Below are 19429 nucleotides of genomic sequence, written 5' to 3'. Positions count from 1 at the left end.
TCGAAGTTTAGCGAGAGCGGTGCTCTCTGTTGTGATCAGTGAACACCGGATCGCTGCTCACTGTCAAGAGCACTGCTCTCGGTTTTGTGGCAGACTGGCTCCATGAACGCCGGACGAACTGCCCGTGAGCGTGCCCGGGCCGAGCTGACCGAGGAGATCAAGACGGCTGCCCGCGAGCAACTGTCGACCGTCGGCGCGGAGGCGCTCTCGCTGCGGGCGATCTCCCGCGAGCTCGGGATGGTCTCGTCCGCCCTCTACCGGTACTTCGCCAGTCGCGACGAGCTCCTCACCGCGCTGATCATCGACGCGTACGACGCTCTCGGCGCGGCCGCGGAGGGCGCTGCTACCGGAGGCGATCCGGTCGACGAGTGGGTCGCGATCTACGCCGCCGTACGGGACTGGGCGCGCGCCAATCCGCAGGAGTACGCGCTGATCTACGGGTCGCCGATCAGCGGGTACAAGGCTCCGCAGACCACGGTCCAGCCCGCGATCCGAGTACCGCTGCTGCTCCTCGGGCTGTTACGCCGCGCCCACGCATCCGGCCACCTGACGGCTCCGCCCGACGCGCCCGCTCCCACAGGTGTTCTGGGCGATCAGTTGGGGGTCCTGGTCGAGTTGGCGCCTGAAGTTCCTCGCCCGGTACTGCTCAGAACCGTGATCGTGTGGACCCAACTCTTCGGGATGATCAGCTTCGAGCTGTTCGGTCAACTGGTCGGCTCGATGGACCCCGCGGACGAGTTCTTCACCTCGGCGTCGCGGCAGATGGCGGCCTTCGTGGGGCTCAGCTGAACGCCTTCGGCAGCGGTACGGCGAGGGCGCGGGTCACTCGTCGTACGTAGGTCTCCCGCGGGATCGACACCGCGCCGAGGGTGGCGAGATGGTCGGTCACCCACTGGATGTCGAAGACCCGGTCGGCGGCGTACTCGTCGTCGAGCAGCTCGATCGTGCCCGCGACGGCCGCCTTCGAGCCGTCGGTCTTGTGGTGGAACATCGACTCGCCAGCGAACAGCCCGCCGATCGCCACGCCGTACAACCCGCCCGCCAACTCATCGCCGTCCCAGGCCTCGACCGAGTGCACCCAGCCGAGCCGGTGCAGCTCGGTGTACGAGGCGATGATGTCGCGATCGATCCACGAGCCCGGGCGGCGCGGATCCGCACACGCCCGGATCACCTGGTCGAACGCGGTGTCGACCCGGATCTCGAACTTCGCCCGCGCCCGCCGCAACGACCGCGACGGCTGGTACCCGGCCACGTCGATCACGCCGCGGTCCACCGGCGACCACCACAGCACCGAGCTGCGATGGTCCGGCATCGGGAACAGCCCCCGCCGGTACGCCGCCAGTACCGTCCCCGGCGCGAGATCGGCACCGCCCGCAACGACGTCGCTGCCGCCTGCCACACCAACCGGCGGGAAGTCCCACTGAGACGGAGCAGGTTCGATCGGCACAGGCCCATTCTCACCTAGGGGACACCTAAGGGTTCTCCCGAGTGGCGGGAGGCGGTGAGGCACGTACAGTTGAAGCACGTCCGGGTTCTGACGCGTGGGGCCGGGCGGGAAGGAGCACCGTGGCCGGAGTAGCCAGGTTCGTCGCCAGTAGTCTCGCGCCCGCCGCCCAGCGGTTCGCCCCGACGGCAGCGGGCGGCGTGTTGCGCCAGATCCTCGAGATCGCGATCGACGGGTACCAGCGGTTCCCCGGTGCCGAGCGGATCGCCGACACCAAGCTGGAGCGCTGCGACGGCGACGTCACGCTCGCGATCGACGCGGTCATCGACCAGCACATCCGGCTGGCCGGCGTCCAGGGTTTCGCCACCAGCATCGGCGGGCTGGTCACGCTCCCGGTCGCGCTGCCCGCCAACCTGACCGGGCTCGCGGTCGTGCAGTGCCGGATGGTGGCGGCGATCGCCCACCTGCGCGGGTACGACCTCGACGATCCGCGGGTCCGTACGGCGGTCATCACCTGCCTGCTCGGCGAGGAAGGCGTCACCGACCGGCTGCGGAAGTCCAGCCTGGTCTCGTCACCGCTGGCGATTGCGACCGCCCCGGTCTTCGACCCGGAGCTCGACCGTCAGGTCTCGGGTGAGGTCGTCGCGGAACTCATCGGCCGGATCAGCGGCAAGCGGATGGCGCTCACCGTCACCCGCCGCATCCCGCTCCTCGGCGGCGCGGTCGGTGCCGGCGTCGACGGCTGGTCGACGTACCGGGTCGGTCAGTTCGCCGACAAGAGCCTGGTCCGCCGGATCCGCCGCCCGATCGAGCAGTGACAGCGCGATTCTGGGGGCCGACCCTGGACTGCGCGGATCCGATGGAGCTCGGTGAGTTCTATCGCGCGTCGCCGGCGCCGAGCGGTCCGCCGGAATCACGCTGACTGTTCGGCCGGGTCGCGCCGGGTGAGCGGGAGTTTGGCGCGGGTCTCCTCGTCAGCGGGCGACTCGACGAACAGCAGCAGGTCCGGGTGCGCGGACACGGCCAGCTCGGTGATCGTGAGCCGTAGCTCGCCGACCGAGCGGTTCGAGATCCGCCGTACGCGCGGCGAGCAGGCCGCCACCTCGTGCCGCGACCACAGCACGTCGAACTCGGGGCACATCGACCGCAGCCGCGCGAGGTCGGTCTCCCAGTCCGGGTCGCCGACGTGCTCGCCGTACGCCGACCTCAGCCGACCGACCAGGTACGGCACCTCGGTGTCGTAGTTCAGCAACTGCTCGCGCGCGGCCGGCTCGGTGATGATGCACCAGAGCAGGTTCTTGTGGATGCAGGGCAGCTGATGCCAGTCGTGGAACAGGTCGTTGTACGCACGATTCGCCCGGACGATGTCGAACCGGGTGTTGGTGATCACCGCCGGCAGCGGATCGAGTGCCTCGACGATCTCCGCGAACACCGCCTCGCTCGCGCAGTCCGTCGCCCGCGGCAGCCGCACCGGCGTCGCCTCCGCCAGCCGGTACAGATGCTCCCGCTCGACAGGCGTCAGCCGGAGCGTCGTCGCCACGGCATCCAGCACCTGCCCCGAAGCGTTGATCGGCCGCCCCTGCTCGAGCCACGTGTACCAGGTCACCCCGACCCCGGCGAGCTGCGCCAACTCTTCCCGCCGCAACCCAGGCGTCCGCCGCCGCCCACCTCCGGGCAGCCCAACATCCTCAGGCGCAACCCGCGCCCGCCGCGCCTTCAAGAACTCTCCGAGCTCAACCCGCTGCGCACTCACGCACCCAGCGTGCCCCATGGCACCGACAGTTTCAGCCGGCGAGGGCCTGGACCACGCGGCTCGGTGACGGTTTGCCCAGTTGGGTGGCCATCCAGGTGCTGGTGGTGACGAGTTTTTCGAGGTCGACGCCGGTTCGGATGCCCAGGCCGTTGAGCTGCCAGAGGAGATCCTCGGTGGCGAGGTTGCCGGTGGCGCTCTCGGCGTACGGACAGCCGCCCAGTCCGCCGGCGGAGCTGTCGACGGTGGTGACACCTTCGCGGAGCGCGGTCAGGGTGTTGGCCAGGGCCTGGCCGTACGTGTCGTGGAAATGCACCGCGAGCTTGTCCACAGGCACTCCGGCCGCACCGAACGCCGTGATCAGCGCCGTGACCTGACCCGGCGTCGCGACTCCGATCGTGTCGCCGAGGGACAGCTCGTGGCAGCCCAGTTCGACCAGCCGCGCGCCGACCTTGACGACCTGGTCGATCGGTACGTCGCCCTCCCACGGGTCGCCGTAGCACATCGACACGTACCCGCGGACCGTGAGGCTCGCGCCCAGCGCGCGCTCGATCGTGGGCGTGAACATCGCGAACTGGTCGTCAAGCGTCGAGTTGAGGTTCTTCGCCGCGAACGTCTCGGTCGCGCTCGCGAAGATCGCGATCTCCCGGACGCCGGCCGCCAGCGCGCGGTCGAGGCCGCGCTCGTTCGGCACGAGGACCGGGGCGCGGACGCCGTCGGGTAGGTCGAGCCGCTCGAGCAGCTCGGCCGCGTCGGCGAGCTGCGGTACCCACTTCGGGTGTACGAAGCTCGTCGTCTCGATCGTCGTCAGGCCGGCGTCGACCAGCCGGTTGACGAACTCGGCCTTGACCGCGACGTCGACGATCGCCGACTCGTTCTGCAACCCGTCCCGGGCACCGACCTCGTAGATCGTGACCCGCTCGGGCAGTCCTTCGGCCGTGACCAGCTGCGGTTCGCGCATCCTGCCGCCTCCTCTTCGAGCGTGCCACGGGATCTCCGCGACAATGCTCCTGATGACAACTCTCGCTGCCATTCTGCGCGCCGCCGAACACGGCACGTTCCCGCCCCCGGACCTCACCGTCTCCGTTGTACCGGCGCCGTCGGCACGGGAGTCGGGCGTGGTCGCGTTCACCGGCCACAACGTCATCGCCGCGGACGTCACCGCGGAGTGGGTCGCCGAGCACGTTCCCAGCGATGATCCGGGCGTACCGATGAGTCCGCCGTTCCTGGTGGCGCTCGCCGAGCACACGGGCCAGCGAGTCGGCGCCACCGACGCGATGTTCCTCGCGCCGGCCATCACCGACCCCACCGAACGCGCCGCAGCAACCGCCGACCTCACCGAGCTGCACGACCTCGACCACCCACGGGCCACCCGCGCGAGACGCCACCGCGACGACGTCCGCGTGTACGTCGACGCTCACGAAGGGCTGGTCGTCATCGGCCGCGGCTTGGCGGACCGGCTGGAGTGTGCGATCGAGGTACCCCCGGCCGCTCGCCGCCAAGGCCACGGCCGCCGCCTCGCGATGGCAGCCCGCGCTCTCGTCCCAGCGACAGCGTCGATCTGGGCCCAGATCACTCCCGGCAACGCAGCCTCCCTCCGTACGTTTCTGGCAGCCGGCTACAAGCCGGTAGGTTCCGAGGCCTTGCTGATCAAGTGACCAGCAGATGAACAACCAGCAGATTGTTGCTGACAGCCCCCAAATCCACAGCTGTGGACAACGCTGGGGAAACTGAGGTTCGGTCACCAGTTGCCGGACGGGCCGACCGGTTCCGGGGTGCGGTTCTGGGTGGCGGAGTGCGCATCGCTGTGCTGGTTGGGTCTTGGCGATCGGGAGCTGGGACGGCGGGCCATCGGACCGCTCGCTGATGGTGGGGTGATCGAACCGCCGCCGGACTCACCGGCCGAGTGCGACGCGGCGCCCGCGATGCCACCAGCGGTCTTCCGCGCGGCGGCGAGGCCGACGGCTGCCGCGCCGGCGGCCGCACCCGCAGCCTTCGCGCCGACAGCTTGCGCACCCGTCGCGCCACCGCCTGTCGAACCGCCGGTCGAACCGCCCGGTGAGCTTCCGCCGCCGCGGGCGCTGCCGAATCCCGCGCCGGAGCTGCCGACGTTGATGGCACCGCTCGCGACTCCGCCCGGGTCCGCGACCGAACTGCCCATGCCCGCGCTGCCCCCGGCCACGGCGGCGGTCACCGGCACCATGAAGCGCATCAGCGCCGGCAGCGCGAAGATCGCGAGCAGCAGCATCATCATTCCCGTCATCGCCCGCACTACGGCGTCGCTCGTACTCATCGCGGGGTCATGGGCCACCTTCATCGCCGCTGCATAGACAAGGGCGGCCGCCGGTTTGTACGCGATGAAGGCCAGTGACCAGCCGCAGAACTTCTTGAACCAGTTCCGGCCGATCTCCGTGTTCGTCGCCGCGGCGGCGAGCGGGAACGCGCCCGCCAGCAGCACCAGCAGGGCCGAGCGCACCAGCATCAGGACGATCTGGATCAGGGACGCGAGGATCACGCCCAACCCGGTGGTGATGGCGAGCAGCGCGGGCATGCCGTCGGCGACGAGGCTCTGGGCCCGGCCGGCGCCGTCGACCTGGCCGCCGAACGTCGCGGCCAGCGACAGATCCTTACCTGCCTGGTCGATGATGGCGACCGAGAACCCGTCCGACCACGCCGACAGCAGCTGCATTGTCGCGGCACCTGCCGTGCCCACCACGACGAAGGTCAGGATCGTCTTGAGCAGGTCCTGCAGGGGTTGCGCGCGCTGCTCCCAGGCGATCCTGATGCCGGCGATGATGATTGCGATCGCGAACACGGCCGCCGTGACGCTCAGCAGGCTGCCCTGCAGGAACTTGACGGTGCCGGTCGCCTGGTCCTGCTGGTTGGCAAGGTCCGGCGTGTTCGGCCTGAGCCAGATGGTCATCGACCCGAGCGTCGTCAGCGCGCCTTTGGTGACCTGTTCCTGGAGCTGGTCCATCGCATTGGTCGTGACGGTCTGGAAGCCCGCTTGGATGTAGCAGCCGATCTCCATCTTTCCGCACATCAGACACCACTCCAGGCAACGAAGTCGGACAGGTCACGGTGCTGGGCGAACGGCGCGCCGACCGGTTCGCCGGGCGCGGGCGGTTTCAGCCGCCAGTCGCCGTCGTGCCAGATCAGGGTGAGCGTGAGGCTCATGTAGCCGGACTGGACCGGCGTGACGAGCAGCACGATCACGCGGTCCGGCGCGGTGTCGATCAGGTGATACCCGGCGAGCTGAGGCACCGAGTATCCGGTGTCGGAGTTGTCCGACTGGAGCTCGCGGATCAGCGCGTCCGTGTCCGGTCCCGGAACCATCAGCTTGCGTGCGGTCGCGATCACCGCGTCCTGATCGGCCATTGCCGCGAAGGCGCTGTAGGCGGCGTACACCGCGCCGGTCGGCGAGTGGGCGAAGCACCGGCGGAACCCGTCGGGGTCGGTCACGGCCGGGCCGTACGTCGCCGAGCGCGGCACCACGATCCGGCGGCTGACGTCCCAGCCGTCGACCGCCGGCGCCTTGTCCGGCACCGATTGGTCACCCGACCCGCGGTTGCAGCCGGCAGAGCTCCGTACGGCCCCGGCAGCCGGTGAACTGGCCAGAGTCGCGGGCCCGCCAGGCTCCTCGGTGCTGGGCTGGGTCTCCACGACTGCTTGCTGTTGAACACCCCCGGACACCGAGGATGCCGCGGATGACGAGCTCCGGCCGCCGATGATGATCAGCGCGCCACAGAGCAGGACCGCACCGACGACGATGCAGGCTGCGACGAAGCCGGCCCCGTAGGGCGAGTTCTCTTTGCTGTCCTTGCTCATTCGGGCTCCCCGATCCGGTGGTCCATAACCTCGCGAATCAAGGCTGCCAAAAATCGCCCGCCCCCCGCGGAAGTTATCCACAGGCCCGGAACGCGCCTTCAACCGTTCTAGACCGGATAGGATTGAAGGAGGTCCGTTACGCTCAGGAGGTTTGCGGTTGTGGGTCGATGTGTAGCCGAAGGGTCACCCCGTGTAGCGAAGTGAACTGGTCAGCTAATAGAGTCCGCGCATGACCATCGCGCCTTCGCTTTGCTCGCCCCTAGCGCTCGCCGATGCAGAACCCACTCGCGCTGCCGAACCATGGGAAAGCGACGTGCTGACGGCCTACGGGTTGCTGCGAGAAGCAGCGGCCGAACTGGATCACCTGATGCGCCATTCCCTGAAGCGCAGTGGACTGCAAATGGCAATGTTCGAACTGTTGCTGCGGCTGGCCCGCAGCAACGGGGAGAAGCAGCGTCTGACCTCCCTCGCCAGGGAGCTGACCGTCACCACCGGTGGCATCACCCGACTGGTCGACCGTGCCGAGAACCTCGGCCTGGTCCGCCGGGAGCCGTGCCCCGACGACGCCCGCGGCTCGTTCGCCGTCCTGACCGAGGAGAGGAAGCGGCGGCTGCGCGAAGCGCTGCCGGATCACCTGCTCGAGATCGACAGCCTCTGGATGTCCCAGTTGGCGGACGACCGCGATCTCGTCCTCGGCAAGCTCCGCCGGGTCCGCGACAACGCCCGACGCTGGCCGAACGGCCGCCCGGGTCTGGGGCCGATCACGCCCGACCGGATCTGACCAGCACAACCGCACTCAAGCACCACAACCGCACGACGTATTACCCGCGACTAACGGATGGGGCGCTCGACTGGTGTCGGGCGCCCCGCCGCGCGAAGGTTGAGAAGTGAAGCAACAGGCTGACCCGAAGGCTCCTGGCGGGACCCGTTGGCGGGGGGCGGCAGGCGGCATCCTCGCCGCCTTGGCCGGGCTGGCGGTCGGCAGTCTCGCGGCCGGGCTCCTCGGTACGCCGCAGTCGCCGGTGGTGGCGATCGGGTCGGCGTTCATCGACCGTACGCCGCCGTGGCTGAAGGACCTCGCGATCTCCTGGTTCGGCACCCACGACAAGACCGCACTGCGGGTCGGCATCCTGATCGTGATCGCGGTGGTCGCCGCGGTCGGCGGCATTCTGGCCGTACGGCGGTACTGGGCCGGCGCGCTGATCACGATCGCGCTCAGCGGTGTCGCGGTCGCCGCCGCGTTCACCCGCGCGGACTCCGGGCAGACCGGCTTCCTGCCCTCGGCGCTGGCGGGCATCACCGCTCTCCTCGTCCTGCGCCTGTTCAGCCGCAGGCTCGAGCCACTCGTCGATTTCCCGGACGACGCGGTCAGCCGCCGCGGGTTCCTGCAACTGTCCGGAGGCGTCGCGCTCGGCTCCGCGGCGGTCGCCGTACTCGGGCGAGTCGTCGGCGGGAACCGGGCCGCGGTCGCCGACGCCCGCAAGCAACTCACGCTGCCGCAGCCTCCGAGCCTCGCACCGCCGGCCGGCGTGCAGGCGAACGGCGCCGTACCGTGGGCCACGCCGAACACGGACTTCTACCGCATCGACACCGCACTCTCCGTCCCGCAGATCGTCCCGGCGGACTGGAAACTGCGCATCCACGGCATGGTCGACCGTGAACTCAACCTGACCTTCGACGACCTACTGAAACGCCAGGTCATCCACAAGTGGGTCACGCTGACCTGCGTGAGCAACGAGGTCGGCGGTGACCTGATCGGCAACGCGCTCTGGTCGGGCGTCGTACTGAAGGACCTGCTCGAAGAGGCCGGACCGTCCAAGGACGCGGACGCGATCCAGTCCTCGTCGAAGGACGGCTTCACCGCCGGTACGCCACTGCCGACGCTGCTGGACGACCGGCAGGCGATGCTCGCGTTCGCGATGAACGGGCAACCGTTGCCGGTGGAGCACGGGTTCCCGGTACGCATCGTCGTACCCGGGCTGTACGGCTACGTGTCGGCGACCAAGTGGCTGGTCGACATCGAGGTGACGCGGTTCGACAAGTTCGACGCGTACTGGACGCTACGCGGCTGGTCCCCGCAAGGCCCGATCAAGTTGTCGTCGCGGATCGACACCCCTGGTGGCAAGAAGGTCCGGCCGGGGCCGGTGACGGTGGCCGGCGTGGCCTGGGACCAGCACGTCGGCGTCTCGAAGGTCGAGGTCCGCGTCGATGGGGGCCCTTGGCAACAAGCAACGCTGGCCACGGACCCGTCGGTCGACACCTGGCGGCAATGGCACTGGACCTGGAACGCGCCGCACGGCATGCATCTGTTGCAGGTACGGGCGTTCGACGGGCAGGGCAACCCGCAGGTCGAGTCCTCGGCGGCGCCTGCACCGAACGGCGCGACCGGCCTGCACACGGTCAGCGTGAAGGTCGGCTGACCGCTTCCAGCACCATCGGCAGGAACGTGTGCTCGAGCGATCCGGCCGGCACCTCGTCCGGTTCCAGCAGGCTCTGCGACCGGGCACCTTCGTGGACGGCGATCACCATCCGGACGAACTGCTCCGCGGGAACCGTCAACTCGAGCGAACTCGTCTCGGTGATCTGCTCGACCAACCGGGTCAGGCTCTCCCGGAACATCGCCCGCTGCTTGTTCAGCGCGTGCGCCGCATCCGGGTCGCGCAGCGCGTGCAGCGTGAACTCGGCCGAGATCAGGTGCCACTGCCGCTGGTCCGGCGCGGTCTCGTCGAGCAGCCCGAGGACGGCGTCGAGCAGCGAGCCGGGCTGACTCGCGAGCTCCGGCAGCAGCGCCTCGATCTGCTCGAGCAGCCGGTCCGTCGTGGCCTGGAACAGCGCGAGGACCAGCTCGTCCTTGGAGCCGAAGTTCGAGTAGAAGGCGCCGCGGGTGAAACCGGCCCGTTCGCAGATGTCCTCCACCGACGCGCCGTGGAACCCGCGCTCGGCGAACACCTCGAGGGCGCCTTCGAGCAGGCGGGCCCGCGTGTTCGAACGCCGGCGCTTGGGAGGTTCCATAGGAGTAGGATACAGTTGTGTATTGAATACACAACCGTATTGAACGGGGATGCAGGATGGAGCTCGAGGCCGCCGGGATCAGTGTGCGTGGACCGCACGCACCGATGCTGCACGCTACGTCGGTGTCGGTCGCGGATCACCACGTGGTGCTGCTGACCGGTTACCCAGGCGCCGGCCACGTGGCCGCGGCACTGGGACTGTCCGGTCGGCTCAAGCCCGACACCGGGCGGGTCCGGCTCGACGGCAACGCCGACCTCGCCGTACTGCGGCGCCGGGTCGCCGTGGTCGACGCTCCAGGTATCACCGAGCCCGACGACGCGCTGCCGGTGCAGACCGTTGTCGGCGAGGAGCTGGCGATCGCCGGCCGTAAGGCGGGGCGTAAGGCCGTACTGGAGTGGTTGAACGAGCATGACGCCGCGGAGCACGCCGACAAGCGGTTCGAGCACCTTCCGGTCGCCGTACGGACCAGGCTGCTCGCGGAGCTCACCGTCGCGCGCCCCGACGTGCAGGTGGTCATTCTGACCATGCCTGATCGGCACGGTGGTGATCCGCACGAGTGGTTCGAGCTGGGGCGCGGACTGGCGGCACAGGGGTACGGCGTGATCATCACGTGCGCCGACGCGTCCGCACGGTTGCTGGAGATCAAGGCTGCGCGGATGGGCGAGACGGACCAGCCCGACCCGGTGCAGGTCGCACCAATCGCTCCTGTTGAGCCCGTTACTGCAATTGACGAAGAAGAAGTGGAGACAGAAGCGTGACCGCGCTGCGGATGGCCCTGAGTGAGTTGCGGCGTCTGACGGCCGGACGGCTGCCCAAGCTGGCCGTGGTCGCGCTGCTGCTGGTGCCGGTGTTGTACGGCGGCCTGTACCTCTATGCGAACCACGACCCGTACGGCCGGCTGAACAAGATCCCGACCGCGGTCGTCGTCGAGGACGCGGGTACGACCCTGGCGACCGGCGAGAAGCTCAACGTCGGACCGCAGGTCGCGGACGAACTGGTGAAGTCGAAGAGCTTCGACTGGCACCAGGTGAACCGTGCGGACGCGACGCAGGGCGTGTCGGACGGGAAGTACGAGTTCGCGCTCGTACTGCCCAAGTCGTTCTCGTCGGACCTGGCGTCGAGCGCGGACTTCAAACCACGGCAGGCCGAGCTGGAACTGCTCACGAACGATGCCAACAACTACATCGCCCACACGATCGCCAACCAGGTGGTCGCGCAGGTGACGAAGACCGTTGCGTCACAGGTGAGCGAGACGGCCGCGTCGCAGTTGCTGGCCGGCTACAACACCATCCACACCCAGGTCAGTACTGCGGCCGCCGGGGCTGCCAAGTTGCAGAACGGGCTCACGTCAGCGGCGACCGGGGTCACCCAGCTGCAGACAGGCGCCAAGCAGCTCAACACAGCGCAGCAGCAGTTGTCTGCTGGTGCGACACAGCTGGCGTCCGGTGCATCGCAGGCGTCGCAGGGCGCGTCTTCGCTGGCGACTGGAGCCTCACAGCTCGACAGCGGTCTGAGCACGCTGAAGGACAAGACGGCTGCACTGCCGAGGCAGACGAAACAACTGGCGGACGGGGCGGATCAGGTTGCTGACGGCAACGAGAAGATCGCCGGAGTCGGCAAGCAGGTTGCTACGGCGTCCAGCACGCTGGTGAAGGATCTGAAGACGTTCGACTCGCAGTTGGCGCAGCGGCTGAAGGAGCAAGGCCTCAGCCAGCACCAGATCCGCGTGGTCCTGCAGGAGACCGCCAAGCTGCGGGCTCCCGTCGTACGGGCGAACACGAAGATCCAGACGACCTCCAAGCAGCTCAATGAGCTCGCTACCGGTGCGAGGAAGGTGTCGAACGGCGCTTCACAGTTGGCCAAGGCGACGCCTGCGCTGACCAATGGAATCAGCAGTGCGTCCAGTGGTGCGCATCAGCTCAGCACGGGCGCCGGCCAGCTCAAGACTGGGCTCGGGACGCTCCAGACGGGCGCGCAGAAGCTTGCAGCCGGTGAGAAGCAGGCCGTGACCGGGCAGGGCCAGTTGCTGACCGGGGTGAACAGTCTTGCGACCGGTGTGGGTCAGCTGAAGACCGGTGCGACTCAGCTGAACACCGGGCTGCAGAACGGCGTCAAGCAGATCCCCAACCCGACTGCTGACCAGCGCAAGGCAGTTGCTGAAACGCTGGGTGCGCCTGTGACGCTGCAGAACGTCTCGCAGGCCACGGCCGACAGCTACGGCGCCGGGCTGGCTCCGTTCTTCCTCAGCCTGGCCTGCTGGATCGGTGCATACGTACTCTTCCTGCTGGTCCGGCCGTTGTCGCCGCGGGCGCTCGCCGCTCTGCAGTCGCCGTTCCGGGTAGCCCTTGGTGGTTGGCTGCCGCCGGCCCTGTTCGGCGCGATCCAGGCGACGCTGGTGTTCGTCGCCGTCGTCCTCGGACTCGGGATCAACGCCGCGCATCCCTGGCTGACAGTCGGTTTCCTGATCCTGACGTCGTTCACGTTCGTCGCGATCCTGCACGCGCTGTCGGCCTGGTTCGGTGCCGTGGGGAAGTTCCTCGGACTCGTCCTGATGGTGGTCCAGCTGGTCAGCGCCGGCGGTACGTTCCCGTGGCAGACGATCCCGGCGCCGTTGTACTTCTTCCACCACGCGCTGCCGATGAGCTACGCGATCGACGGCGTCCGGCATCTGATGTACGGCGGACCCGGCGCATCGCTCGGCCGGGACCTGCTCGCGCTCGGTGCGTGGTTCGCGGTCGCGATCGCCGCGTCCACCCTGGCCGCCCGCAAGCAGCGGGTCTGGCCGGCGAAGAAGCTGCAACCGGAGCTGGTTCTCTAGGTCCGGTAGCCGACGGTAGTCGTTGCCAAGGCATTGACGCGGGGAAATGTTTGCGTGAACATCGGCGGCATGAAATCTCCAGCCCGGCGCCTCGCCGCCGCGACCCTCTCGGTCGCGGCCGCCGTCGCAGCCCTCACAGCCACCAACTCGGGCGCCGCGACCGCGGCCTCGTCCGCGCCGCTGCCCGCCGACACCGGTGCCTTCCGCGGCGTGAACTGGGCGGATCCGCGCGACAACTACGCCCACGACGCGGTGGTCCCGTCCGGGCTCAGTACGGCGGACGACTACACGACGACGTACCGCAAGGCCGACGGGATCGTGGGGGAGTTCCGCAAGGAGCTCAAGGCGAACACCGTACGGCTGCCGATCAACCCGTCGAGCGTGGGAACCACCTGGTGGCGTTCCTACCGCGGGGCGATCGACGCAGCGGTCGGGCGCGGGTTCAACGTCATCCTCAGCTACTGGGAGGCCGACAACGCCAAGGACGGCCGGGTCGACGACACGGCGGCGTACGGCGCCATGTGGGACACCGTGGTGAAGGCGTACGCCAAGAACCCGCACGTGTACTTCGAGCCGATGAACGAGCCGTTCGGGTACTCCCTGCCCGAGTGGGTCTCGCTGACGTCGGGCTGGATCGCCCGGCACAGCGACGTACCGCGCAGCCGCATCGTCATCTCCGGCACCGGCTACAACGACAACGTGACCGGGGTCGGCGCTGCACCGGAGCTGCAGGGGACCCTGCTCTCGCTGCACTTCTACGGCTTCTGGGCGTCCGACACGACCGAGGCCGCGTGGCTGGCGAACCTGCGGCCGCGGATCGGGTCGTACGGGTCCCGGACGATCATCGACGAGGCCGGGTCGCCGATGACGATCGGGCTGAACTACGGCAACCACGAGGGCAACGTGTACACGGCGTACCTCGGGGCGCTCACGCAGGTCGCCCGTGAGAACAAGATGGGGATTGTGTACTGGCCTGGGCTGCGTACGGGCGATTCCTACTCGATGACGACGCAGGTCGGGCCGGCTGATCTCCAGGTGAACAGCCGCAGCGGGCTGGACCAGCTGTGGTGGGGCTGGGGCCTGCTGAAGGACGAGCCGACGAACACCCTCCCGCCGTCCCCGCCCGGTGAGCCGCTGCGTGGCGTCGCCAGTGGACGGTGTGCTGACGTACCTGGGTTCTCGACGACGCCTGGTACGGCGCTGGACCTGTGGGACTGCAACAACGGCGGCAACCAGTCGTGGAACTACACGGCCTCCAAGCAGCTCACTGTGTACGCCGACAAGTGCATGACGTCCGGTACGTCGGTCACCATCGAGAACTGCACCGGGGCGACCAACCAGGCGTGGGAACTCAACGCCGATGAGACCGTGACAAGCGTGGCCAACCCCGCGCTCTGCCTGACTGCTGCGGGCACCGGCAACGGCGCCGCCGTCACCACAGCCGCCTGCAACGGCACCGACGACCAGAAGTGGACCCGTTCCTGACCTGACGTACCCCACAGACCGGTGGGGCGGCGCGCCGATCCCCTGCATCCGCGCCGCCCCGCCGTACCAACAGTCGTTCGGGTCACCGCGGCGCGATGGGTTCGATTCTCGGGTTCGCGATCGCGGCGTAGTCCGGCCCGGACATCATGATCGAGCGGTCCAGGCGCGCGGCGTTGAAGTAGATCTCGGGTTCCACGACCACCGCCGGGTCCGCGATCAGGTCGAGCTCGGGGTCGAGGCTGAACGGAAGCACCGTGCCCGGGACGGTGCGGGCGAGACGCTCTGCGGTGGCAGCGTCCGCGAACCCGACGTAGCGGGCGCCGTACAACTGCTTGATCGCGTCGAGATCGACGCGACGATCACCGGGCACCACGGCGAGAACGTACTTGGTCGTCCGCTTGTCGGGCTTGACGATAAGAATGATGCACTTCGCCCCCTGCGCAACCGGATGCCCCCGCAGAGCACTGACCGTCTCGGTCGTCCCATCAGGCGCGTGATCGATCAACTTGTACGCAACCCCGGCATCGTCAAGCAGCCCGATCAGCTCTTCATACGTCGACATGTCGCCCACCCGATGCTCGATTGGTTGTCGGAGGCAATTGCTACTCCAACGCTGACCGATCCGGCCACGGAAGCCAAGCCCCGGCTCCTTCAACGAGGTTGTAGTAGTTCTACAGCGCGGCTAGGTGTTTACGAAGGTGGCGGTTTGGGTTAGGAGGTGGTTGGTGGTGGGTTGGTCGAAGAAGGTGATGAGGGCTTCGTAGGTGCCGGCTTCGGCGGCGGAGGGGTCTACTACGTAGCCGTAGTAGCCGTCTGTGTAGCCGATTACTCGGGTTACGGGGTAGGTGCTGTCTGCTTGGAGGCAGGCTCCGTGGACGGCGAAGAGTTCTACGGGGAGGTTGATCCAGCAGACGTCGCCCATGGTGACGGCGCTGATCGGGAGGTCGTACGTGGGCGGCAACGTGGCGCCGGCCATCAGGGCTTGGCCGCGGGCGCCGTCGAGGCGGGTTTGGGAGATGCGGCCGGACGGGTCGTCGGTGCCGTTGAGGTGGCTGGCGGCGGCGGAGACGACCTTCTCGGCCTCGGCCGCGGGCGGGATGTTGCGGACCGGAAGGGTGAGGGTCGTACGGCGGATCGCCGGCGGTGACTGTGGTAGCTCGAGCCCGGGCTGCGTCAGCGCTTCACGTACCCGGCCCGCCAGCAACGATCCCAGCCGAGCCACCTCAGGAGCACCGCGGCCCTGCCGGGTGAAGCGTGGGCTGACGTCGCCGGCCGCACCTTGGAGAAAGCCGACGACAGCGGGGGCGAGCGCGGCGCGCGCGGCGCCCGGCCAGTCGGCGGAGTACTGCATGTTCTCCGGGCCGTACGTCGTCGGATGACACGCGAAGTCGAGCAGCACCGCTTCGAGTGAACCGGACGACGAGTGCAGCGCGAGAATCCCCGCGGTGTTGTCGTGCGGCCCGTTGCGGCGGTGCCGGTTGGTGCCGACGCCGACCACCTCGATGGACCGCCAGGACGCGGTCACAGGCTGCCGCTCGAGCCGGACCGACTTCACCACGCCGAGCAGCGCGTCGACCAGGTCGCGCTCGCGGGCGGCAGGGATCACCGGATGGATCTCACCCGTCCAGCCGGACGGACCCGAGTGCGTGTGTGACGCGGACACCACGACGTGCGACGGCGGGATGCCCGCTGCCGCGGCGGCGGCCTCGGCGAGTTCGGAGACGAGCTCGCAGCCGACGGCGATCGCGTCCAGCGTCAACCACAGGACGCCGGGGTCGTCGGTGCTCGACAGCCAGATCAGGGTCGCGTTCAACGGGTCCGCGGTACCGGTGGCGAGGCCGGTTCGGGCGGCGTACCCGTCGAGGCGATGGCCGGGTGGTGGGGTCACGTCCAAGGATTCCGCTGCCAGGAGGAGTTCGGTCACTTGAGGGCTCCCGCGGTCATTCCGGCGCTGATCTGCCGGTGAAATCCAAGATATACGGCCAGGACCGGAATTATCGAGATGGTCAGCCCGGCGAACAATCCTGAGAAGTCGCTGTGGTACCCCTGGGTGACCGCGATGTTCGCCAGCCCCTGGGTGACGAGGTACCGGTTCTCGTCGGTGTTCAGCACCAGCGGCAGCAGGTACTCGTTCCACATCCCGAGGAACTGGAAAATGCCGATACTGACCAGACCGGGCCGGGCGAGCGGCAGCATGATGCGAAAGAGCACACCCCAATGAGAACACCCGTCCACAAGTCCCGCCTCCGCCAACTCCTTCGACTGCGTCCTGAAAAAAGCAGTCAGGAAGAAAACCGAGAACGACATCCCGTGCGCCGCGTACACCAGGATCAACCCGAGGTACGTGTTCATCAACCCCAGGTTCTGTACGACGAAGAACAGCGGCACCAGCGCCAGAAACCCCGGAAACACCATTCCCGCCACGAATAGGTAGTACAGCACCCGCGACCCCGGAAACGAGAACCGCGCCAGAACGTACGCGACGGCTGACGACAGCAGCAGCGTCAGTACGACGCCACCGCACACCACGATCACGCTGTTGAAGAAGTACGTACCGATGTGTGACTCGTTCCACGCGCGCGCGAAGTTGTCCCACCGCCAGCGCGTCGGCAGACTCCACGGACTCGTGAAGATGTCCTGGTCGGACTTGAACGAGCTGATCACCGCCCACAGCAGCGGGAACACCACCATCGCGCCCCACACCAGCAGGAATCCCTGCGCCGCGGTCGGCCAGGCCCGGGACCTCATCAGTACTCGACCCGTTCGCGGCGGGTCAGCCGGAACGTCAGCAGGGTCAGGATCATGTTGATCAAGAACAAGGTCACCCCGATCGCGGAGGCGTACCCGAACTTCCCGTACGTGAACGCGTTCGAGTACATGTACAACGACACCACCTGGGTCGCGTCGTCCGGACCGCCCGGCCCGACCGACAGGATCTTCACCAGCGCGAACATGTCCAGCGCGCCGATCACCTGGAACGCGAGCGCGGTCTGCACCGTGTTCCAGATCAACGGCAGCGTGACCCGGAAGAACGACTGCACCGCGCCGGCGCCGTCCAGCAGCGCGGCCTCGTACAGCTCGCGCGGGATCGCCGCCATCGCGGCTGTGAACAGTACGACGTAGAACCCGACGCCACCCCAGACGACGACGGCCATGATCGAGCCCAGCGCCGTACGGCCGTCGCCCAGCCACAGCCGGGTCAGCCCGCCGAGACCGACCGCGCGGAGGAATCCGTTCAGCAGCCCGTTGCGCGGTTCGAAGACGAACTGCCAGAGCACGCCGACGATCGCGATCGACAGCACGCCGGGGAAGAAGTACACGACCTTGTAGATCCGCGATCCCGGTACGCCGCCGCGGTAGTTGAGCGCCGCGGAGAAGAACAGCGCGAGCGTGACGATGATGATCGGCAGCGAGACCAGCAGGAACAGGTTGTGCCGCAACGCGACCCAGAACACGGAGTCGTGGAACAGCGTGACGAAGTTCGAGAACCCGATGTAGTGGTAGCTCGCCGACAGGCCCTCCCAGTTCGTGAACGCGATCGGGAAGGCCTGCACGTACGGCGAGATCACGAACACCGCGTACACCGCGAGCGGGACCACCAGCAGGCTGATGACGAAGCGGTACTTCCCGTGGTGCATCAGGCGTGGAACTTCTTGATCGACGGGTCCTTCGCCGTCTCGTCGGCGTACTTCTGCATCTGCTTGCTCCACCCGTCCGGGGTGAGCTCGCGGTTCATCAACGCGGCCATCGCCTTGTCGGAGTTGTCCAGCAGCTTCTTGTACCAGAGCCGCCACGACCAGTCCGCGAACATGTTGGTACCGGCCGCCTCGATCACCGCCTGCATCGACTTGTTCGCCGAGGACAGCTCGACACCGTCGGTGGCACCCTTCACCACGGTCAGCGACTTGGTCACTTTGGTGAAGTTCTGCATGCACTGCTTGGACACGATGATCCGCAGCAACTCCATCCCGCCCTGCGGGTTCTTCGCCTTGGAGGGGATGATCAGCGCGCCGCCCGGGCCGCCGGTGACGGTCTCGAACGGTGCCTTGTCCGCCGTCGACATGCCCGGTACGGGGACCATCGTCATGCCGAGGTCCTTCGGTGCGATGTCGCCGAGTTCGTTCTCCAGCCAGCCGCCGCACGGGATGAAGACGGCCTTGCCTTGCGCCCAGTACGTCTGCGACTGGGTGTGGGTCAGCGCCTGCGATCCCTCGAGCAGGTACCCCTTCGCGGCCAGCTCCTGGTAGCCCTCGGCGGCCGCGACCAGTGCCGGGTCCCGCCAGGCGTCCGGCTCCAGGTTGTCGAGCTTCTTCTTCAGGTCGGGGCCGGCGGCCTTGTACGCCGTCATCAGCATCGGGTTGGTGAGGTACCCGGGGAACTTGCCCTGGTACGTCCACGGCGCGATGTCCGTGGTCTTCTTGATCTCCGCACAGAGCGCGAGCATGTCGTCCCAGTACTTCGGGTACTCCCAGCCGTGCTTGTCCATCAGCGGCTTGCTGTACCAGATCCCGCCGACCCCGAACACGTACGGCATCTCGTACTTCACGCCGTCGTACCGCCCCGCCTCGGCGACGCCGGGCAGCAGCGTGTCGCGGACCTTGACGCCGGGCTGTCCGTACGCCTCCAGGTCGAGCAGCGGGCCGATGTCCAGCACCTGCTTCTGCGCGGCCAGCGTGGCGCCGTCGAGGCCGACGTTCTCGATCAGGTCGGGCGGGTCGCCCTGGATGAACCGCGGCTGCAACTGCTGCTGGAGTTGCTGCCCGCTGGTCAGCTTCACGTCCGCCTTCGGGAACTCCTTGCGGTACAGCTCCAGCGGCATCGTGGTCCATTCCTTGCCGTAGCCGCCGTCGAAGTTGAAGAACTCCAGCGGCTTGCTGCCGTCCACAGCGGTACCTGACGCGGCGGTGGTCTTGTCGGCGACGGGCTTCGCGCAGGACGCGAGCGTGGCGACGGCGGATCCGGCCAGGGCGGCGCGGAGGAGGGTACGGCGGTCGACCTCGATCATGACCAGTCCTCTCAGGGGCGTTGACTGGGTCATGGATACGCCCGGCGGACCCCGGTCCGAAAGACCGGCGAGCAAGCTCGTCTAGAC

General features: G+C 68.1%; 19 protein-coding genes. 8 read left to right on the top strand and 11 right to left on the bottom strand.

Annotated elements, in window-relative coordinates; all coding sequences use genetic code 11:
• The first annotated feature begins 102 nt into the window (after positions 1–102).
• Positions 103–789, top strand: a complete 687-nt coding sequence (locus ACFYRU_RS11555) for a TetR/AcrR family transcriptional regulator (protein ID WP_387656229.1) — start codon at positions 103–105, stop codon at positions 787–789.
• On the opposite strand, the gene aat is transcribed toward ACFYRU_RS11555, so the two are convergent.
• On the bottom strand, positions 782–1447 hold the full coding sequence (aat, locus tag ACFYRU_RS11550; protein ID WP_387656226.1) for a leucyl/phenylalanyl-tRNA--protein transferase: 666 nt from the start codon (positions 1445–1447) through the stop codon (positions 782–784). The genes ACFYRU_RS11555 and aat overlap by 8 nt on opposite strands.
• Before the next feature lie 119 nt (positions 1448–1566).
• On the opposite strand from aat, the gene ACFYRU_RS11545 reads away from it, so the two are divergent.
• Complete coding sequence (locus tag ACFYRU_RS11545; RefSeq protein WP_387656223.1) at positions 1567–2262, top strand: EcsC family protein; 696 nt, start codon at positions 1567–1569, stop codon at positions 2260–2262.
• A gap of 95 nt (positions 2263–2357) precedes the next feature.
• Here ACFYRU_RS11545 and ACFYRU_RS11540 read toward each other — a convergent pair whose 3' ends face one another.
• Both ACFYRU_RS11540 and ACFYRU_RS11535 read right to left on the bottom strand, forming a co-directional pair.
• Complete coding sequence (locus ACFYRU_RS11540; protein ID WP_387656220.1) at positions 2358–3197, bottom strand: helix-turn-helix transcriptional regulator; 840 nt, start codon at positions 3195–3197, stop codon at positions 2358–2360.
• A gap of 31 nt (positions 3198–3228) precedes the next feature.
• Positions 3229–4155 (bottom strand): hydroxymethylglutaryl-CoA lyase, encoded by a 927-nt coding sequence (locus ACFYRU_RS11535; protein WP_387656217.1) that lies wholly within the window; start codon positions 4153–4155, stop codon positions 3229–3231.
• A gap of 52 nt (positions 4156–4207) precedes the next feature.
• On the opposite strand from ACFYRU_RS11535, the gene ACFYRU_RS11530 reads away from it, so the two are divergent.
• Positions 4208–4852, top strand: a complete 645-nt coding sequence (locus ACFYRU_RS11530; RefSeq protein ID WP_387656215.1) for a GNAT family N-acetyltransferase — start codon at positions 4208–4210, stop codon at positions 4850–4852.
• A gap of 83 nt (positions 4853–4935) precedes the next feature.
• Here ACFYRU_RS11530 and ACFYRU_RS11525 read toward each other — a convergent pair whose 3' ends face one another.
• Together ACFYRU_RS11525 and ACFYRU_RS11520 are read right to left on the bottom strand one after the other, a co-directional pair.
• On the bottom strand, positions 4936–6237 hold the full coding sequence (locus ACFYRU_RS11525) for a type IV secretion system protein (RefSeq protein ID WP_387656212.1): 1302 nt from the start codon (positions 6235–6237) through the stop codon (positions 4936–4938).
• The gene (locus ACFYRU_RS11520; protein ID WP_387656209.1) at positions 6237–7022 is read right to left on the bottom strand and encodes a hypothetical protein; all 786 of its coding nucleotides are present in this window, start codon (positions 7020–7022) and stop codon (positions 6237–6239) included. The genes ACFYRU_RS11525 and ACFYRU_RS11520 overlap by 1 nt, the downstream gene beginning before the upstream one ends.
• 229 nt (positions 7023–7251) lie before the next feature.
• Between ACFYRU_RS11520 and ACFYRU_RS11515 the strand changes: the two genes are divergently transcribed.
• Both ACFYRU_RS11515 and ACFYRU_RS11510 read left to right on the top strand, forming a co-directional pair.
• Positions 7252–7803, top strand: a complete 552-nt coding sequence (locus tag ACFYRU_RS11515; RefSeq protein WP_387656206.1) for a MarR family winged helix-turn-helix transcriptional regulator — start codon at positions 7252–7254, stop codon at positions 7801–7803.
• 106 nt (positions 7804–7909) lie between these two features.
• Complete coding sequence (locus ACFYRU_RS11510; protein ID WP_387656204.1) at positions 7910–9442, top strand: molybdopterin-dependent oxidoreductase; 1533 nt, start codon at positions 7910–7912, stop codon at positions 9440–9442.
• On the opposite strand, the gene ACFYRU_RS11505 is transcribed toward ACFYRU_RS11510, so the two are convergent.
• Complete coding sequence (locus ACFYRU_RS11505; RefSeq protein WP_387656201.1) at positions 9423–10034, bottom strand: TetR/AcrR family transcriptional regulator; 612 nt, start codon at positions 10032–10034, stop codon at positions 9423–9425. The two genes, ACFYRU_RS11510 and ACFYRU_RS11505, sit on opposite strands and share 20 nt — an antisense overlap.
• Positions 10035–10090: 56 nt before the next feature.
• Here ACFYRU_RS11505 and ACFYRU_RS11500 point away from each other — a divergent pair, with 56 nt between their 5' ends.
• From ACFYRU_RS11500 to ACFYRU_RS11490, 3 genes are all read left to right on the top strand, one after another.
• Entirely contained in the window at positions 10091–10792 is a 702-nt protein-coding gene (locus tag ACFYRU_RS11500) for a hypothetical protein (protein ID WP_387656198.1), read from the top strand.
• A complete protein-coding gene (locus tag ACFYRU_RS11495; protein ID WP_387656196.1) occupies positions 10789–12852 on the top strand; it encodes a YhgE/Pip family protein in 2064 nt (687 codons plus the stop codon). Before ACFYRU_RS11500 ends, ACFYRU_RS11495 begins: the two co-directional genes overlap by 4 nt.
• 69 nt (positions 12853–12921) lie before the next feature.
• On the top strand, positions 12922–14337 hold the full coding sequence (locus ACFYRU_RS11490) for a ricin-type beta-trefoil lectin domain protein (protein ID WP_387656193.1): 1416 nt from the start codon (positions 12922–12924) through the stop codon (positions 14335–14337).
• A gap of 82 nt (positions 14338–14419) precedes the next feature.
• Here ACFYRU_RS11490 and ACFYRU_RS11485 read toward each other — a convergent pair whose 3' ends face one another.
• From ACFYRU_RS11485 to ngcE, 5 genes are all read right to left on the bottom strand, one after another.
• Positions 14420–14899 carry a YbaK/EbsC family protein gene (locus ACFYRU_RS11485; RefSeq protein WP_387656191.1) on the bottom strand — a complete coding sequence of 160 codons (480 nt, stop codon included), beginning with the start codon at positions 14897–14899 and terminating at the stop codon, positions 14420–14422.
• Positions 14900–15019: 120 nt separating this feature from the next.
• On the bottom strand, positions 15020–16261 hold the full coding sequence (locus ACFYRU_RS11480; RefSeq protein ID WP_387656188.1) for a hypothetical protein: 1242 nt from the start codon (positions 16259–16261) through the stop codon (positions 15020–15022).
• Positions 16258–17085: a carbohydrate ABC transporter permease gene (locus ACFYRU_RS11475; RefSeq protein WP_387656185.1), complete on the bottom strand. Its 828-nt coding sequence runs from the start codon at positions 17083–17085 to the stop codon at positions 16258–16260. Before ACFYRU_RS11475 ends, ACFYRU_RS11480 begins: the two co-directional genes overlap by 4 nt.
• Positions 17085–17975, bottom strand: a complete 891-nt coding sequence (locus ACFYRU_RS11470) for a carbohydrate ABC transporter permease (RefSeq protein WP_387656182.1) — start codon at positions 17973–17975, stop codon at positions 17085–17087. Before ACFYRU_RS11470 ends, ACFYRU_RS11475 begins: the two co-directional genes overlap by 1 nt.
• Positions 17975–19342: an N-acetylglucosamine/diacetylchitobiose ABC transporter substrate-binding protein gene (gene ngcE / locus ACFYRU_RS11465; RefSeq protein ID WP_387656179.1), complete on the bottom strand. Its 1368-nt coding sequence runs from the start codon at positions 19340–19342 to the stop codon at positions 17975–17977. Before ngcE ends, ACFYRU_RS11470 begins: the two co-directional genes overlap by 1 nt.
• Between the last annotated feature and the right edge of the window lie 87 nt (positions 19343–19429).

Origin of the sequence: Kribbella sp. NPDC004536 (assembly GCF_042873835.1) — a bacterium.
GTDB lineage: Bacteria > Actinomycetota > Actinomycetes > Propionibacteriales > Kribbellaceae > Kribbella.
The sequence above is the reverse complement of the archived record's forward strand: the minus strand, read 5'-3'. Positions and strand labels throughout refer to the sequence as shown.

Bases quoted from the DNA above. Each gene is read 5' to 3' on its own strand.
- ACFYRU_RS11535 (WP_387656217.1), bottom strand. From the start codon at position 4,155: ATGCGCGAACCGCAGCTGGTCACGGCCGAAGGACTGCCCGAGCGGGTC.
- ACFYRU_RS11505 (WP_387656201.1), bottom strand. From the start codon at position 10,034: ATGGAACCTCCCAAGCGCCGGCGTTCGAACACGCGGGCCCGCCTGCTC.
- ACFYRU_RS11475 (WP_387656185.1), bottom strand. From the start codon at position 17,085: ATGAGGTCCCGGGCCTGGCCGACCGCGGCGCAGGGATTCCTGCTGGTG.
- ACFYRU_RS11515 (WP_387656206.1), top strand. From the start codon at position 7,252: ATGACCATCGCGCCTTCGCTTTGCTCGCCCCTAGCGCTCGCCGATGCA.
- ACFYRU_RS11485 (WP_387656191.1), bottom strand. From the start codon at position 14,899: ATGTCGACGTATGAAGAGCTGATCGGGCTGCTTGACGATGCCGGGGTT.
- ACFYRU_RS11525 (WP_387656212.1), bottom strand. From the start codon at position 6,237: ATGTGCGGAAAGATGGAGATCGGCTGCTACATCCAAGCGGGCTTCCAG.
- ACFYRU_RS11530 (WP_387656215.1), top strand. From the start codon at position 4,208: ATGACAACTCTCGCTGCCATTCTGCGCGCCGCCGAACACGGCACGTTC.
- ACFYRU_RS11470 (WP_387656182.1), bottom strand. From the start codon at position 17,975: ATGCACCACGGGAAGTACCGCTTCGTCATCAGCCTGCTGGTGGTCCCG.
- ACFYRU_RS11500 (WP_387656198.1), top strand. From the start codon at position 10,091: ATGGAGCTCGAGGCCGCCGGGATCAGTGTGCGTGGACCGCACGCACCG.
- ngcE (WP_387656179.1), bottom strand. From the start codon at position 19,342: ATGATCGAGGTCGACCGCCGTACCCTCCTCCGCGCCGCCCTGGCCGGA.
- ACFYRU_RS11520 (WP_387656209.1), bottom strand. From the start codon at position 7,022: ATGAGCAAGGACAGCAAAGAGAACTCGCCCTACGGGGCCGGCTTCGTC.
- ACFYRU_RS11555 (WP_387656229.1), top strand. From the start codon at position 103: ATGAACGCCGGACGAACTGCCCGTGAGCGTGCCCGGGCCGAGCTGACC.
- ACFYRU_RS11490 (WP_387656193.1), top strand. From the start codon at position 12,922: ATGAAATCTCCAGCCCGGCGCCTCGCCGCCGCGACCCTCTCGGTCGCG.